Here is a 15,936-nt window from a genome sequence, read left to right as displayed (position 1 = left end):
GAGCAGAGGAAATGTGCTGAATCACCCTTCCGCCGCTTTCGACACCCCGGACGCTCTGTGAAGCTTGAGGGACACACGGTGACAAACCCATCGCCACACAGGGAGTTGACCCATGGTGCTGTCGATCTCCGGTGTCCTGCTGTTCGGAGTGATCGTCTTCCTGTTCTTCCGCAAGGACAACCTCAAGCTCTCCCACGCCATCGTGTGCGCGCTCTTCGGGTTCTACCTGGCGGGATCGGCGATCGCACCCGGTATCCAGGCGGGCGGGGCCACCCTCGCCAACCTCATCGGGAACATCCCCTTCTAGGGCCCTTCGCGGAGCGTCCTCCCCCGGCGCTGCATCCTCCCCGGCGCGGCGTCCTCCCCGGCGCGGCCTCCCTGGTACGCCCACCGGAACCCCCACACCCACGACCCTCAGGACTTCGAGCCCCAGGGCTCCGGACGGCAGGAGATTCGGCGTGGCCTGGCGGCCCTTCCCCCCGGCACTCACCCCGCTGCACGCTTCCCATCCCCACCCCCACAGCGCACCGGACCTCGCCCCGCCGGACCGCGGGCGGGACCTGCGGCGGGCGGCCGCGGACCACGCCCTCGACGCCCTGCACCTGCCGGCCGTGACCGCCCGCGGGCTGGCCCGGCTCGCCTCAGCGGTGCGGCGCCGCTGGGAGCGCACCCCCCGGGACCGGCGGGGCCCGGCGCTGTTCGCCGTGACCACCTGTCTGCTGGTGCTGTGGCTGACCCCGTACGGGCCGCTGCTGGGGGCGGTCGCGCTGGCGGGCGCCGCGATCTGGCAGGGCCGCGACCGGCCCTCGGACACCGCCGGAGGCGAACCGGGCGAGGCCGAGCGCGCACGGCTGCAGACCCTCTACGAAGCGCTGGTGCCGCATCTGTCACTCACCGACGATCCCCGTCCGCAGCCCCTGTACGCCCACGACGGCGACTGGCGGCGGGCCTTCGCCGACTTCGCGTTCACCGAGGAGGGCCGGCTGGCCCGGCTGCGGCTGCGCTACCCGCCGCACTTCGGGGACGGCGATCCGGAGGCCCGCGCACACCTCCAGGAACTGCTGTGCGCCAAGGCCGGCCGGGGCCGGGAGTACCACTTCGCCTGGGAGGAGGAGGTGGGCGAGCTGACCCTGACCGCGCTGCCGCCGCTGCCCGCCGGCGTCTGCGCGCAGCGCTTCGTCACCGCCCCCGGCGAGACCGTGCTGGGCTTCACCGACCTCCACACCGTCCGGCGCACGGTGCCGGTGGTCGACGAGGGCGGCGAGCGGCGGGACGTGCCGCCGGTGGTGTGGCGCACGGGCCCGCGCTCCACCGAGCCGCACCTGCTGGCGCTGGGCCACCCGGGGTCGGGGACGACCACGCTGCTGCGGTCGATCGCCCTCCAGGCCCTGCGGCAGGGCGAGGTGCTGGTCGTGGACGGCGGCGGAGCGGGCGAGTACGCGTTCCTGGCCGGACGCGGCAGGGTGCCGGCGGTGGAGTCCACACCGGCCGGCGCGCTGTCGGCACTGGAGTGGGTGGTCCGGGAGACCGAGCGCAGGCTGCTGGCCGCCAACCGGGTCCGGCAGACCGGGCGGGACGCGCCGGAGGACGTCTGCCGCCCGCTGTGGGTGCTGGTGGACCGGCCCTCGGTGCTCAGCCACCTGGCCCGCGCCGAGGGGCAGCGCGACCCTCAGGACCTGCTCCAGGTGCCCCTGCGGTACGGGCGGGCGGTGCGGGTGACCGTGGCGCTGGCCGACCAGTTCGAGGGTGCGGGGGAGTTGACCGGAGCCGTCCGCGCGTACACCCGGGCGCGGGTGGTGCTCGGTGCGGCGACGCCGCAGGAGGTGCGGGCGGTGCTCGGCGAGGCGCCGTCGACCACGCCGCCGCCCGAGGTGCCCCCGGGACGCGGTTACGCCCGGCTGGGCTCGGGACCGGTGCACCGCCTCCAGGTGCCCGCCGCCCCGGACCCCTTCGACGAGGAGGCGGCCGAGCCGCAGCGGCGGGCGGTCCTGGAACTGCTGCCGGAGCCGGTGGCCGGCCCGCCGAGGGCCCCGGCCCGGTGGGCGGTCCGCTGAGGGTTCCGGCCCCGCCGGGCCGTCGCCGGAGTCCGGACGGCGGCCCGGACGGCGGTTCAGGCGACGGAGCTGCGCGGGATGTCGCCTCCCGCGCTCCGCCCGTCGGCGACCAGCCGCGCGGCCGTCGCCAGCCGGGACGCGGCCTCGGTGGCCACGGGGCCGCGGACCGTGAACGGCAGCCGCACGTAGCCCTCGAACGCGCCGTCCACCCCGAAGCGCGGCCCGGAGGGGACACGCACCCCAAGCCGCTCGCCCGCCTCGGCGATCCGCGAGCCGGACAGGTCGCCGGTGCGCACCCACAGGGTGAGGCCGCCGCGCGGGACGGTGAACCCCCACTCCGGAAGGTGTTCCCGCAGAGCCTCGGTGAGGGCGGCGCGGTTCTCCCGGGCCCGCTCCCGGTGGACTTCCATGGCCCGGTCCCAGCCGCTGTCCCCACCGCCCTGCCCGCCGTTCCGTCCGAGGTCCTCCGCCAGCAGCCGGGCGACGGCGAGCTGCTCCAGCACCGGGCTGCCGAGATCGGCGTAGACACGGGCCGCGACCAGACTGCGGATGGTCTCGGGGGCGGCCCTGATCCAGCCGATGCGCAGCCCGGCCCAGATGGCCTTGCTGGCCGAGCCGACCGTGACGACGGTGGAGCCGCCCGGGTCGAACGCCGCGACCGGGCGGGGCATCGGCTCGCCGGGCGGGGCGTCGAGGTCGAGGCCGGCCATGGTCTCGTCCACCACCAGGACGGTGCCCGCGGCCCGGGCGGCGGCCACCAGCTCCCGGCGCTGCTCCTCCCCCGCCAGCGCGCCGGTGGGGTTGTGGAAGTCGGCGATGACGTACGCCATCCGCGGCGCGGCGTCCCGCAGCACCCGGCGCCAGGCGGGCAGGTCCCAGCCGGTGAGCCCCTCCCCCATCGCGACGGGCACCAGCCGGGCGCCCGCCTCGCTCAGCAGCCGCAGCACGTTGGCGTACGAGGGGTGCTCGACGGCGACGCGCTCGCCGCGCGGTGCGAACAGCGCGCGGATCGCGGCCACCGCGCCCATGGCACCGGTGGTGATCATGATCTGCTCGGGCATCGTCGGGACGCCGCGGGCGGTGTAGCGGTCGGCCAGGGCCTGGCGCAGTACCGGCAGTCCCGCCGGGTAGTCGCCGTGGGTGTGGGCGTAGGGCGGCAGATCGGCCAGGGCCCCCTGGAAGGCGCGGGTGAGCCAGGGCTCGGGGGCGGGGAGGGCGGCGCAGCCCAGGTCGATCACGGTCCCGGCGGCGTCGGGCGGCAGGGGCGCCAGTCCGCCCGACGGCAGGGGGTTCCCGGCGGGCAGGGCCGTCCAGCTTCCCGCGCCGCGGCGCGACGCCAGGAACCCGTCACCGCGCAGCGCCTCGTACGCGGCGGCCACGGTGGTGCGGCTGACGGACAGGGCGGCGGCCAGCTCCCGCTCGGCGGGCAGCCGGGCGGCGACGGGGACGCGGCCCTCCAGCACCAGCAGGCGGACTCCGTCGGCGAGGGCCCGGTAGGCGGGCGTCCGCCGCGCTCCTCCGGCCTCGGCGCGGTGGGAGGACAGGAGGCGGGCGAGCTGGGACGCTCCGACCGCCGAGGTCCACTGAGCCATCGGTTGAGTCCACCTTCTCGGGATTGGCTGTTTTCGGGAACCGCTTACAGGCCACAGAGTGTCACGCATCGGTCCAACGCGCCAGAAAGGACGGCTCCTTGTCCGCTTCCAGAGGTTCCGGGGATTCAGGCGGCTTCGCCGTGCGCCCCGGCCGCCGCCTCCCCGACCGCCTCGCCCGCCGCCTCGTCCGGCTCTACGCCGGCCTGGTGCTCTACGGGGCCAGCCTGGCGCTGATGGTCCGCGCCGACCTCGGCCTCGGTCCGTGGGACGTCTTCCACCAGGGCGTCTCCGGGCACACCGGGCTGACCATCGGCACCGTGGTGATCATCACCGGCGCGGCCGTGCTGCTGCTGTGGATACCGCTGCGGGAGCGGCCCGGCCTGGGCACCGTCTCCAACGTGGTCGTGGTGGGCCTGGCCATGGACGCCACCCTGGCCCTGCTGCCGGAGCCGGGCGCGCTCGCGGTACGGGCTCCGCTGCTGGTGGGCGCGGTGGTGCTGAACGGGGCGGCGACCGGCCTGTACATCACGGCGCGTTTCGGGCCGGGCCCGCGCGACGGCCTGATGACCGGTCTGCACCGGGTCACCGGGCACTCGGTGCGCCTGGTGCGGACGGGCATCGAGGTGGTCGCCCTGGCCACCGGCTTCCTGCTGGGCGGCACCGTGGGCGCGGGCACGGTGCTCTATGCCCTGGCGATCGGGCCGCTCTCCCAGTTCTTCCTGAGGATCTTCGGCACGCCTCCCTCCCCCAGGGCGGGCGGCGGCCGGGGGGAGGGAGGCAGCGCGGGAGACGGACCGGGGGAGGCCCCGGGAGAGGCCCCGGGAGACGGGCCGGCGGACCGCCCGCAAAGGCGTCTGCGGCGAGTCATACTGCGTCCATGACGGCACCGGACCCCCTCGCACCGCGCCCCGACCACCCCTTCTTCGACCACCCCGCCCCCCTGGCCTTCGCCCACCGGGGCGGCGCCGCGCCGGGAGCGGAGAACACCCACGGCGCCTTCGCGCGGGCGGTGGAGCTGGGCTACCGCTACCTGGAGACCGACGTGCACGCCACGGCGGACGGGAAGCTGGTCGCCTTCCACGACGCCACGCTGGACCGGGTCACCGACGGCAGCGGGGCGATCGCCTCCCTGCCGTGGGCACAGGTGCGGCGGGTCCGGGTGGGCGGCGGTGAGCCGGTGCCGCTCTTCGCCGACCTGCTGCGCGCCTTCCCCCGCGCCCGCTGGAACATCGACGTCAAGGCGGACGCCGCGCTCGCCCCGCTGCTGGAGATCCTGGACCGCGCCGACGCCTGGGACCGGGTGTGCCTGGGGGCCTTCGACGAGTCCCGGGTGGCCCGGGCCCGGCGCCTGGCGGGCCCGCGGCTGGCCACCTCACTGGGCACGCGCGGTGTCCTGGGCCTGCGGCTGCGCTCGTACCGCCTGCCGGGGGCGGTCGGCCGCGGCGCGCTGTGCGCGCAGGTCCCGGTGCGGCACGGCGGGATACCGGTGGCGGACCGGGCGTTCGTCCGCCAGGCCCACCGCAGGGGCCTGCAGGTGCACGTGTGGACGGTCAACGATCCGGAGCGGATGAGGGCGCTGCTGGATCTGGGCGTGGATGGCATCATGACCGATCACATCGAGACACTGCGCACGGTGCTGGCCGAGCGAGGGGCCTGGATCTGACGTCCGGCGGCCACGGCGTCCGGCAGCCGCCGGGCGGTCCGGGCCGCGCCCCCGCCCGTGGTCCCGCGTCTGCGCACGGACGGACGAGGGGGCGCGGGTGGGCACCGAGACCGTGGCGGGAGCCGGGGGCACCGGGGACGCCGGGAGAAGCGCGAAGAGCGCGGGCGGCGGCACGGGCGACGCGGAGGGCTTCGCCGGGGCCGCCGAGCGGCGCCGCGAACAGCGCGGCTGGTACTTCTACGACTGGGCGGTCTCCGTCTTCTCCACCAGCGTGCTCACCGTCTTCCTCGGCCCCTATCTGACCTCGGTCGCCGAGGCCGCGGCGGACGGCGCCGGCTACGTCCACCCCCTGGGCATCCCGGTCCGCGCCGGCGCGTACTTCGCCTACGCCGTCTCCGTCTCGGTGCTGCTGTCGGTGCTGGTGATGCCGCTGGCCGGGGCGATAGCCGACCGGTCGGGCCGCAAGAAGCCGATCATGGGCGTGTTCGCCTACCTGGGGGCGGCGGCCACCACGGGGATGTTCTTCCTGGAGGGCGACCGCTACCTGCTGGGCGGGGCGCTGCTGGTGGTGGCGAACGTCTCCTACGCCACGGCCGTGGTGGTCTACAACTCCTTCCTGCCCCAGATCGCGACCCCCGAGGAGCGGGACGCGGTCTCCTCCCGCGGCTGGGCCTTCGGCTACGCCTCCGGCTCCCTGGTGCTGGTGGCCAACCTGGCGCTGTTCCTCGGGCACGAGTCGCTGGGGGTGAGCGAGGGTACGGCGGTGCGGATCTGCCTGGCCTCGGCGGGCCTGTGGTGGGCGGTCTTCGCGATCATCCCGCTGCGGCGGCTGCGCGAGCGGCCCGCCGCCCACGCGCCCGCCGGCGGGGGCGTGTCCCTGCGGGGCGGCTGGCGGCAGCTCGCCGGGACGCTGCGCGATCTGCGCCGCTACCCGCTGACCCTGATGTTCCTGCTGGCCTACCTGCTCTACAACGACGGCGTGCAGACGGTGATCACCCAGGCCTCGGTCTTCGGCGCCGGGGAGCTGGGGATGGACCAGACCACCCTCATCGGCGCGATCCTGCTGGTGCAGGTCCTGGCGGTGGCGGGTGCGCTGCTGCTGGGGCGGCTGGCGGTGCGCTACGGCGCCAAGCGCACGATCCTGGGCTCGCTGGTGGCGTGGACGGCGACGGTGGGCGCCGGGTACGTGCTGCCCGCGGGCGAGCCGGTGTGGTTCTTCGTGCTGGCCGCGGCGATCGGGATGGTGCTGGGCGGCACCCAGGCGCTGTCCCGGTCGCTGTACGCGCAGCTGGTGCCGCCGGGCAAGGAGGCGGAGTACTTCTCGCTGTACGAGGTGAGCGACCGCGGCACCAGCTGGCTGGGGCCGCTGGTGTTCGGGCTCACCTACCAGCTCACCGGAAGCTACCGGGACGCGATCATCTCCCTGGTGATCTTCTTCGTTCTGGGTTTCATCCTGCTGCTGCGGGTACCGGTCAGACGAGCGGTGGCGGCGGTGGGCGGCGCTGCGCCGGATCGGATTTAGGCCATCGGCCGAAGGGCGGGTAGTGTACGCCTGCAACTCGTCGGATGGACCGTTACCGCACGCCAAAGATAGGCGAACGTTACGTTACGCCCCGTGTGGGATGTGACAAAGCGGGCGGCTGCGGGTACCGCATATCCGACGAGGCAGCGGCACGACGGGCGACGCATGTCCCAGATCGGGAATCTTCACCGCCGACCGGACGTTGACCGGATGACGACGACAGCGACACCTGTCCTGTGGGCGACAAGCCCGGGAGGCACGATTCATGAGTGAGCGAGCTCTGCGCGGCACGCGACTCGTGGTGACCAGCTACGAGACCGACCGCGGTATCGACCTGGCGCCGCGCCAGGCCGTGGAGTACGCATGCCAGAACGGTCATCGGTTCGAGATGCCGTTCTCGGTTGAGGCCGAGATCCCGCCGGAGTGGGAGTGCAAGGTGTGCGGCGCCCAGGCACTCCTGGTCAACGGCGAGGGGCCCGAGGAGAAGAAGGGCAAGCCCGCGCGTACGCACTGGGACATGCTCATGGAGCGGCGCACCCGTGAGGAGCTGGAGGAGGTGCTGGCCGAGAGGCTGGCGGTCCTGCGCTCCGGGACCATGAACATCGCCGTGCATCCGCGGGACAGCAAGCGCAAGTCCGCCTGACGGCGGCACGCGGCGCCGCGGCACGTCACAAGCACGTGGGCGAGGGTCCGACCACCGGCCGGTGGTCGGACCCTCGCCCACGTGTGTCTTCGAGCGGGCCCGGCGGGGGCTAGCGCGCTCCCCCGCCCTCCCCGCCGCGGGCGTCGCGCTCGTCGTCGCGCACGACCTCCCCCTGGACCACCTTGCCGTCGGGCCGGTGGATGCGGAACTGCTCCTCCGCCGTACGCGCCTGCCGCAGGGTGTCCTCCAGGGAACCGGGGGCGAAGCCGGTACCGCGGCCGAGCCGGCGCTCCACACCGCGCCGCAGCAACGCGGCCGTCGGCGGAAAGACGCACAGCAGCCCGGCCGCGTCCGAGATCAGGCCGGGCAGCATCAGCAGCAGGCCGCCGAGCATGGCCAGCCCGTGCCCGCCCCGGGCGGACTGAGCACCGGGGCGCGGCTCGGCACCCGGCTGGAGGCTCTCGACGGTCTCGACCAGCCCGCGCCAGGCACGGCGCCCGGCGCGCTTGGCGACCGCGGCGCCCAGCACCGCCCCCGCGACCAGGACGGCCAGGACGACCAGCCCGCCCGTGGCGTCCGCGAGCAGGGTCAGCAGCCAGATCTCCAGGATCACGAAGGCGGCCAGTCCCAGGGGGACGAAGCTGCGCCGGGGCCGGCGCCGGGGCCCGGTGCCGGGGGATCCGGGGCCTCCCGGTCCGGGCCGGGAGTGCTGTGGAGGGGGCTCGTACGGGTACGGTGCGCCGGTCGTCATGTCATCCAGTGTGCCTGCGGCCGAGCGCCTGGTTCACACGGGACCGCACGCCCCAGGCGGTGACCCGCCACAGGGCCTCGGCGACGATGTCGCGGTTCATCTTGCTGTCGCCTCGCTCGCGCTCCACGAAGGTGATGGGCACCTCGACCACCTGGTATCCGGCCTGCACGGCGCGGTGGGCGAGGTCCACCTGGAAGCAGTAGCCCTGGGAGGCCACGTCGTCCATGCCCAGCCCCAGCAGGGTCTCCTTGCGGAACGCCCGGTAGCCGCCGGTGACGTCCCGCAGGGGCACGCCCAGCAGCAGCCGGGAGTAGGTGCTGCCGCCGCGCGAGAGGAACTTGCGGTGACCGGGCCAGTTGACCACCCGTCCGCCCGGCACCCAGCGCGAGCCCAGCACCAGGTCGGCGCCCTTGAGCGCGGTCAGCAGCCTGGGCAGTTCCTCGGGCTGGTGGGAGCCGTCCGCGTCCATCTCGACCAGGACGTCGTAGCCGTTGTCGATGCCCCAGCGGAAGCCCGCCAGGTAGGCGGCGCCCAGCCCCTCCTTGCCCTCCCGGTGGAGGACCTCGACCTGCTCGTCCTCCGCCGCCATCTCGTCGGCGACCTTCCCCGTGCCGTCGGGGCTGTTGTCGTCGGCGACCAGGACGTGGGCCTCGGGGACGGCGGTGCGCACTCTGGTGACGATCGGCCGGATGTTGTCGACCTCGTTGTAGGTCGGGATGATCACGAGGATCCTGCCGAGCGGATCCTTCCGGCGCTGCCGCGCGTCGTTCACTGCTGCTGCCTCTTCTCGTCCGTCCTGTTCACCCCGTGTGCCCGCCCCCGTCGGCCGGTCGCGAAGGCCGCGGCGCAGGACAGGACGCCCACCATAGCGAGCACCCACTCCGGTACGGAGCCGATCCGGTCGGCGGGGGTGGTCTCGTCGCGCAGCGGGAGGTCGGCGGTGATCACATCCTGTGTGAACTCCTCCGTACGCTGCCCGATCGTGCCGTCGGGGGCGACGACCGCGCTGATGCCGCTGGTGGCGGCGGTGACCACGGCCCGCCCGTGCTCGACGGCCCGCAGCCGGGACATGACCAGCTGCTGCTCGGGCTGGCCGGTGTTGCCGTAGGTGGCGTTGTTGGTCTGGATCACCAGGGCCCGGGCGCCGTCGTTGACGGTGTCGCGCACGATCTCGTCGTAGGCGACCTCGAAGCAGATGACGTCGCCGAGCCGGGCGGGGCCGACGTCCATCACACCGGTGCTCTCACCGGGCCAGAAGTCGCGCGGGACGCGCTGGAGGCGGGTGATGACCTTGCTGAGCTGGTCCCGGTAGGGCACGTACTCACCGAAGGGCACCGGGTGCTGCTTGGTGTACGAGGCGCCGGGGCCCGTCTCCGGGTCCCAGACGATGCCCTGGTTCTCGACGTAGCCCTCGTGCTCGGGGTGGTCGACGAGGGCGCCGACGAGGACGGGGACGCCCACGGCCCTCGCCGCCCGGTCGATGGCGTCGTACGCCTGCGGGTACCGGTGCGGGTCCAGGTCCGAGGCGTTCTCCGGCCAGATGACCAGATCGGGCCGCTCCTCCCGGCCCGCCGCCACGTCCTCGGCCAGCTTCAGGGTGGCCTCGACGTGGTTGTTGAGGATCAGCATCGGGCGGCCGAGGAAGTCCATGCCGGGCTGCTGGACGTTGCCCTGGACGACGGCGATGCGGACGGTGTCGGCCGCCGTGTCGCGGACCGGTACGGCCTGGCCGGCCGCGGCCACGGCGACGGCGAGGACGGCCGCCCCGGCGGCGGCGAGGGCCGGACGCGACGTACGGGGGCCGCCCGCCGCCGGGGCGGCGGTCTCGTCGGCCTCGGCAGGCTCGGCCGTCTCGGCAGGCTCGGCCGCTCCGCGCCGCCGGCGGGCGGCGGTGACCGCCGCGGCGGCCGAGACGGCCGCCGCGGCCAGCAGGGCGCCGGTCAGCGCGACGGCGAAGGTCACCAGGGGTGCGCCGCCCAGTGCGGCCAGCGGCAGGAACGGCGAGTCGGTGACGGCGAAGGCCAGCCGCCCCCACGGGAAACCGCCGAAGGGGATCCGGTCGCGCGCCCACTCCTCGGCGACCCACAGGCAGGCGCCCCACAGCGGCCACAGCGGCAGCCGCGAGGTCGCGGCCAGCCCGGCGCCCAACGGGACGAAGAACAGCGACTCCACCAGGGACAGGCCGAGCACCGCGTCCCAGCCGATGACGTGGAGCCACTTGAGCAGTACGAAGAAGAACGGCAGTCCCATGGCGAGGCCGAGCCAGGCCCCCTGCCGGGCGGTACGCCCCCGGGTGAGGAGGGCGAGGGCGGCGACCGCGGCGACCGACAGCGGCCACAGGCCGTACGGGGGGAAGGCGGCGGCCAGGGCGGCGCCGCTCACCGCCGCCACCACCGTGCGCCACGCCTCGCGGCGTGCCGACCGGGCCAGGCGGACGGGGAGCCGGGGCCCGGCGGAGCGCCCGGCGGGCCGGGGCGCCGGGCGGGTTCCGGCCGCGGCGGCCGCGGCGGGCCGGGGGGCCCGGGCTGCCGTAGGGCGGTGCGGTGGCTCGTCCGGACGGTCGGCGGCCGCGCCGCCGGTCTCGGCTTCGGCGGTGGTCTCGGGGCCCGATGGCACGGTCGCGGCCTTTCTTGCAGATCGTGCGGTGACGAGCCCGACCGTACAACGCCCGGCGGCTCCCATGGGGGCGGGGTGGGGCGGATGCGGAGATTCCGCACGGAGGCGGGCGGGCGGCCCCGCGCGGACGGCGGGCGGGGCGGGCCAGGGGCAGGGCCAAGGGCAGGGGTCCGCTCGGGATCGGGGCCCGGCGCCCTTCGGGCCGACCTGGGACCCGCTGGCTGCGGATCGGCCGAAAGTCGTTGTCTACTGAGCCTCCGGGCCCCCACCCGGGTCGCACCCGCCGACCAGCCGGGACCCCTCCGTCTCCGTGCCGCGGACGCTGGATCTGGCTCCCGGCCGTACGCCGGTGCGACGCACCGCCCATGACCCAGCTCGTTCGACGACTGTGCGCGGAGGATCCCCGGTCGGACATCCTGTGGTGGACCCGGCCGAACCTACCCGCCGACCTCCGCCGCCTGTCAACACCCTCACGACCTGCGGCGTTGCTCCAAAGCAGCAGGTCAGTGCCGAGGGAGCCGCCGCGGGACGGCGAACCGCGGGAACATCGTTCGGCGGTATGGAGCCGTCCCCCATCACCCGTTCGGGTGTTCGTAGACCGTCCGTCCCCCGACCACCGTCCGCAGGCAGACGGGCAGCGGGCGGTCCGGGCCGAGGTCGGGCAGGCCCGGGGTGCCCGAGCGCGGATCGGTGGACCAGGCGGCGATCCGGCCGTCGGGCACCTGCACCACCAGGTCGCCGGTGCGCCAGACCGCGTAGTCGGCCGGTGCTCCGGGGACGAGGACACCGGCGTCGTCGCGGCCGATCGCCCGCCAGCCGCCGCGGGTGTGGGCGGTGAAGGCGGCGCGGACGGAGATCCGGTGCTCGGGGGTCCGGTGGAAGGCGGCGGCGCGCAGGGTGCCCCAGGGGTCGAGCGGGGTGACGGGGCTGTCGGAGCCGAGCGCCAGGGGCACACCGGCGCGCAGCAGGGCGGCGTACGGGTTGAGGGTGCGGGCGCGTTCGCGGCCCAGGCGCCGGGCGTACATGCCGTCCTCGCCGCCCCAGGCGGCGTCGAAGGCGGGCTGGACGGAGGCGGTGAGGGCCAGCTCGGCGAAGGCCGCGATGGTGGCCCCGGTCAGCATCTCGGCGTGCTCGACGCGGTGCCGGGCGGCCCGCACCCGCTCCAGGCCGACCCGTTCGGCGGCCGCGCGCACGCCCTCGGTCACGGCGGTGAGGGCGGCGTCGCCGATGGCGTGGAAGCCGGCCTGGATCCCGGCCTCGGTGCAGGCGGCGACGTGGGCGGCGACGGCGTCGGCGTCCAGGTGGCCGGTACCGCGGTGGCCGGCGTCGGCGTAGGGCTCGTGCAGATGGGCGGTGTGGGAGCCCAGGGACCCGTCGGCGAAGAGGTCGCCCGCGGCGCCGAGGGCGCCGAGCTCACGCACCCGCCGCGCGCCCTCGGGGGAGGTGACGTGCTCGGCCCAGTAGCCGAAGACACGGGGCCCGGGCTCGGCGGCGGCCAGCTCCAGCAGGCCGGTGAGGTCGTCCTCGCCGGAGATCTCCGGTCCCGCGCACTCGTGGATGGTGCCGATGCCGCGCGAGGCGGCGTGGCGCAGGGCGGCGCGCTGGGCGTCGGTGCGCTGGGCCGGGGTGACGGAGGCGTGGGCGACGGCGCGCACCGCGTGGTGGGCGTCGCCGGTCAGGGCGGCGTCGGGGGCGTAACCGGGCAGGTTCGTGACGTCGGCGGCGCCGGGGACGAGATCGAGCAGCGCGGTGGTGACCAGCGCCGAGTGGACGTCGACGCGGGTGAGGTAGAGCGGCCGGTGGCCGGCGGCCTCGTCGAGTTCGGCGCGGGAGGGGAGGCGCTGCCCGGGCCAGGCGCTGGCGTCCCAGCCGTGGCCGAGCAGGACCCGGTCGTCGGGGCGGGCGCGGGCGTGCTCCCGCACGCGTTCCAGGACCTCCTCCGGGGAGCCGGCGCCGACCAGGTCGAGGCCGGTGAGGGCCAGGCCGGTCGCGGTGGCGTGGACGTGGGAGTCGGTGAAGGCCGGGGTGACGAGTGCGCCGTCGAGGTGGACCACCTCGTCGACGCCGTCGGCGAAGGAGTCCGCGGCCCCTTCCGAGCCGACCCAGGCGATGCCGTCGCCGTCGACGACCATGGCGGTGGCGAAGGGGTCGGCGGGGCTGTGGACCTCGCCTCCGCGCAGGAGGACGGTGCGGGGGCGGTCGGGGCGGTCGAGAGGGGCCGTGCTGTCGCTCATGGCTGCCAGTCTCCCCCTCCCCCGCCGCCCTCGGCCGCCGGGGTCGCCCGTACGCGGCGCGGGGACCCTCACACGCGCGGCGGCCGGGCCTCGTAGGGGGTGGACAGCACGACGGTGGTGCGGGTGGAGACCCCGGCGAGGGAGCGGATGCGCGCCAGCAGGTGCTCCAGTTCGATGGGGGTGGCGACCCGGACCTTGAGGATGTAGTTCTCGTCGCCCGCGACGCTGTGGCACGCCTCGATCTCGGGCACCTCGGCGAGCCGGTCGGCGATGTCGTCCGGGGCGCTGGGGTCGAACGGCTTGACCGAGATGAAGGCCGTCATGGGCAGTCCCACCGCCTCGGGGTCGACGATGGCCGCGTAGCCGCGGATGACACCGCGCTGCTCCAGCCTGCGGACGCGCTGATGCACCGCCGAGGTCGACAGGCCGGTGGCCCTGCCCAGGTCGGTGTAGCTCATCCGCCCGTCCCTGACGAGCAACTCCACGATGCGACGATCCAGCTCCTCCACGACAGGCAACCTACTGCGCCGGGCGCACCACGGCACACCGATCGGCCTGTCGGCGACCCCGGGGCGCGGGCGTGTGACGAACGCCACATCCGTGCTCCCGTGTCCGGGAAGGCGCGGAGATTACGGATGGGCGGCGCAGGGAAATGCTTGCTGTGGCCGGGACTCCCTCGATCGGACACCCGGCAGCCCGTCCAAGGGGGATTGCATGCGCAAGGTGAAGTCGCTCGACGCCGGTCACCCGGACACCGAGGCCCACGAGGAGAGTGCCGAGGCCTACGACGCCTACGACGCCTACGAGACCTACGAGATCTTCCGGGTGGTCTGCCCGGACTGCGCCCAGCCGATAGCACTGCTGGCGGACGAGGAGACGCTCCCCGAGCACGCCCTGTGCCCGACTCCGTGGAACCCCTTCGGCCTGACGGTGTGCCAGGGCTCGGGGCGTCCGGTGGAGGACGCCGGGCCCGAGGGCTCCGGGCACGAGACCCGCGAGCAGGACGCCGCGACGCTGCTGACGCTGCCCGAGGGGCTGCACTGGCGGATGCAGCCGTTCTCCCACGTCGGCGGCCCGGGCACGCACCCGATGCGCGTTCCGCGCGGGCGGCACCCGCGCCACTGACGGCTCGCGCCGCCCCGCACGGCACGGGCGGCAGTCCCGGCCCGGCCGTTCTCCGCCGGCCGGGTACCGCGCCGGAGCGCACCGCCCGGCAGCGCCGGCGGGCCCGGTGGCGGCTCGACGGGCCCGGCGCACGTCCCGCCGAAGGGCGGCGGGACGGCTGCGCGAGGGCCGGCCGAGCCGGTCCCCGAGGAGGCGGAGCCGGGCACGCACGGGGCGTTCCGCGCGCCCCTCGGCGCCGGTGGACGCGGGCGCACCGCCGCGCCCCGGCGCGGAGCCCCGGTCCGAAGCCCGCGGTCCGCGCCCGGGGTCGTCCGGCGGCGCGGACCGCCGATGCCCTCAGCGGCTCTCGGGCCCCGCCAGGTGGCGTGCGATGACCACCCGCTGGATCTGGTTGGTGCCCTCGACGATCTGCAGCACCTTGGCCTCGCGCATCAGGCGCTCGGCCGGGTAGTCGCGGGTGTAACCGTAGCCGCCGAGGAGCTGGACCGCGTCGGTGGTGACCTTCATGGCCGCGTCCGTGCAGAACAGCTTGGCCATCGCGGCCTGCCGGGCGAAGGGCTCCCCGGCGTCGCGCAGCCGGGCCGCGGCCAGGTACAGGGCGCGTCCGGCCTCGATCTGGGTGGCCATGTCGGCCAGCATGAACCGCACGCCCTGGAAGTCGGAGACGGGACGGCCGAACTGCTCGCGCCCGGCGGTGTAGCCCAGTGCCTCGTCGAGGGCGGCCTGGGCGACCCCGATCGCACAGGCGGCGATGCCGAGCCGGCCGGAGTTGAGGGCGTCCAGGGCGATGGTGAAGCCCTGCCCCTCCTCGCCGATCCGGCGGCTGTCGGGGATGCGCACCCCGTCGAAGTGGACCTGCGCCGTCGGCGACCCGCCCATCCCCATCTTGCGCTCGGGGGCGGCGGCGCTGAGCCCCTCGGCGTCGCCCGGGACGAGGAAGGCGGTGATGCCGCGCGGGCCCTCTTCCCCGGTGCGGGCCATGACGGTGTAGAAGTCGGCGATGCCGCCGTGGGTGATCCACGCCTTGGTGCCGTCGAGCACCCAGTCGTCGCCGTCGCGGACGGCGCGGGTGCGCAGCGCCGCGGCGTCGGAGCCGGAGGACGGCTCGGACAGGCAGTACGCGCCCAGCAGCCCGCCGGTGAACATCGCCGGGAGGTGCTCGGCGCACTGCTCCTTGGAGCCGTAGTGGGCGAGCGCGTGGCAGGCGAGGGTGTGGACGCTGACGCCCAGGCCCACGGTGAGCCGGGCCGCGGCCAGCTCCTCCAGGATCTGCAGGTACACCTCGTAGGGCTGGTCGCCGCCGCCGAACTCCTCGCCGTAGGGCAGCGAGAGCAGCCCGGACTCCGACAGGAGGGTGAAGGTCTCGCGGGGGAAGCGGCCGGACTCCTCCTCCTCGGCCGCGGTCGGCCGGATCTCGCGCTGGGCCAGGTCGCGCACCAGGGTGAGGAGATCGCGGGCCTCCTCGGTGGGCATCCGGCGTTCCACCGGCTGGGGGCCGTACTGGGTCATCGCGGCGCTCTCCTCCCTGTCGGGGGCTGCGGCGGCGGACGCTCGGGGTGGGGCGCCGCCACCGGTGAGTGGTGGTCCCAGCCGATACCGCTCCTCGGGTTGCGAGAGCGGCTGACCAGCGGCTGTGGCGATTGGAGTATGCCCGATCGGCGGCCCGGCGTCACCGCGGGGCGGGACCCCGCCGCCGGCCGGCCGCCGGGTTGTCGGTCCCCGCTGCCACACTCCAC

General features: G+C 75.3%; 14 protein-coding genes. 7 read left to right on the top strand and 7 right to left on the bottom strand.

All coding sequences use genetic code 11. The annotated features are described in order from the left end of the window. Window positions 1–112 precede the first annotated feature (112 nt). Window positions 113–307, top strand: a complete 195-nt coding sequence (locus QPK52_RS23585; RefSeq protein ID WP_093656496.1) for a hypothetical protein — start codon at window positions 113–115, stop codon at window positions 305–307. A gap of 151 nt (window positions 308–458) precedes the next feature. Then, window positions 459–2,054 (top strand): hypothetical protein, encoded by a 1,596-nt coding sequence (locus tag QPK52_RS23580; RefSeq protein ID WP_410539467.1) that lies wholly within the window; start codon window positions 459–461, stop codon window positions 2,052–2,054. Window positions 2,055–2,110: 56 nt separating this feature from the next. Here QPK52_RS23580 and QPK52_RS23575 read toward each other — a convergent pair whose 3' ends face one another. Then, on the bottom strand, window positions 2,111–3,646 hold the full coding sequence (locus QPK52_RS23575; RefSeq protein WP_410539466.1) for a PLP-dependent aminotransferase family protein: 1,536 nt from the start codon (window positions 3,644–3,646) through the stop codon (window positions 2,111–2,113). Between the two features lie 98 nt (window positions 3,647–3,744). Between QPK52_RS23575 and QPK52_RS23570 the strand changes: the two genes are divergently transcribed. The 4 genes from QPK52_RS23570 to QPK52_RS23555 all read left to right on the top strand — a co-directional run bounded on the left by QPK52_RS23570 (window position 3,745) and on the right by QPK52_RS23555 (window position 7,474). Beyond that, the gene (locus QPK52_RS23570; RefSeq protein ID WP_410539465.1) at window positions 3,745–4,527 is read left to right on the top strand and encodes a YczE/YyaS/YitT family protein; all 783 of its coding nucleotides are present in this window, start codon (window positions 3,745–3,747) and stop codon (window positions 4,525–4,527) included. Further along, complete coding sequence (locus QPK52_RS23565) at window positions 4,524–5,309, top strand: glycerophosphodiester phosphodiesterase (RefSeq protein WP_410539464.1); 786 nt, start codon at window positions 4,524–4,526, stop codon at window positions 5,307–5,309. The genes QPK52_RS23570 and QPK52_RS23565 overlap by 4 nt, the downstream gene beginning before the upstream one ends. Before the next feature lie 112 nt (window positions 5,310–5,421). After that, window positions 5,422–6,831, top strand: coding sequence for an MFS transporter (locus QPK52_RS23560; RefSeq protein ID WP_410540453.1), 1,410 nt, complete (start codon window positions 5,422–5,424; stop codon window positions 6,829–6,831). 265 nt (window positions 6,832–7,096) lie between these two features. Continuing rightward, window positions 7,097–7,474: an RNA polymerase-binding protein RbpA gene (locus QPK52_RS23555; protein ID WP_093656502.1), complete on the top strand. Its 378-nt coding sequence runs from the start codon at window positions 7,097–7,099 to the stop codon at window positions 7,472–7,474. Window positions 7,475–7,583: 109 nt separating this feature from the next. Here QPK52_RS23555 and fxsA read toward each other — a convergent pair whose 3' ends face one another. The 5 genes from fxsA to QPK52_RS23530 form a co-directional block, all read right to left on the bottom strand. Further along, window positions 7,584–8,225, bottom strand: a complete 642-nt coding sequence (gene fxsA, locus QPK52_RS23550; RefSeq protein ID WP_410539463.1) for an FxsA family membrane protein — start codon at window positions 8,223–8,225, stop codon at window positions 7,584–7,586. 1 nt (window position 8,226) lies between these two features. After that, window positions 8,227–8,997: a polyprenol monophosphomannose synthase gene (locus QPK52_RS23545; protein WP_093656506.1), complete on the bottom strand. Its 771-nt coding sequence runs from the start codon at window positions 8,995–8,997 to the stop codon at window positions 8,227–8,229. After that, a complete protein-coding gene (gene lnt, locus QPK52_RS23540; protein ID WP_410539462.1) occupies window positions 8,994–10,841 on the bottom strand; it encodes an apolipoprotein N-acyltransferase in 1,848 nt (615 codons plus the stop codon). The genes QPK52_RS23545 and lnt overlap by 4 nt, the downstream gene beginning before the upstream one ends. Window positions 10,842–11,416: 575 nt before the next feature. Further along, window positions 11,417–13,075: an amidohydrolase gene (locus QPK52_RS23535; protein ID WP_410539460.1), complete on the bottom strand. Its 1,659-nt coding sequence runs from the start codon at window positions 13,073–13,075 to the stop codon at window positions 11,417–11,419. Between the two features lie 68 nt (window positions 13,076–13,143). Next, window positions 13,144–13,584, bottom strand: coding sequence for an Lrp/AsnC family transcriptional regulator (locus QPK52_RS23530; RefSeq protein ID WP_410539459.1), 441 nt, complete (start codon window positions 13,582–13,584; stop codon window positions 13,144–13,146). Window positions 13,585–13,789: 205 nt separating this feature from the next. On the opposite strand from QPK52_RS23530, the gene QPK52_RS23525 reads away from it, so the two are divergent. Next, entirely contained in the window at window positions 13,790–14,200 is a 411-nt protein-coding gene (locus QPK52_RS23525; RefSeq protein ID WP_410539458.1) for a hypothetical protein, read from the top strand. A 336-nt stretch (window positions 14,201–14,536) separates the two neighbouring features. Here the strand turns inward: QPK52_RS23525 and QPK52_RS23520 are convergent, their stop codons facing one another. Continuing rightward, entirely contained in the window at window positions 14,537–15,931 is a 1,395-nt protein-coding gene (locus tag QPK52_RS23520; protein WP_410539457.1) for an acyl-CoA dehydrogenase family protein, read from the bottom strand. Window positions 15,932–15,936: the final 5 nt, after the last annotated feature.

It is taken from the genome of Streptomyces sp. KL2 (assembly GCF_046529545.1).
Classification (GTDB): Bacteria; Actinomycetota; Actinomycetes; order Streptomycetales; family Streptomycetaceae; genus Streptomyces; species Streptomyces radiopugnans.
The sequence above is the reverse complement of the archived record's forward strand: the minus strand, read 5'-3'. Positions and strand labels throughout refer to the sequence as shown.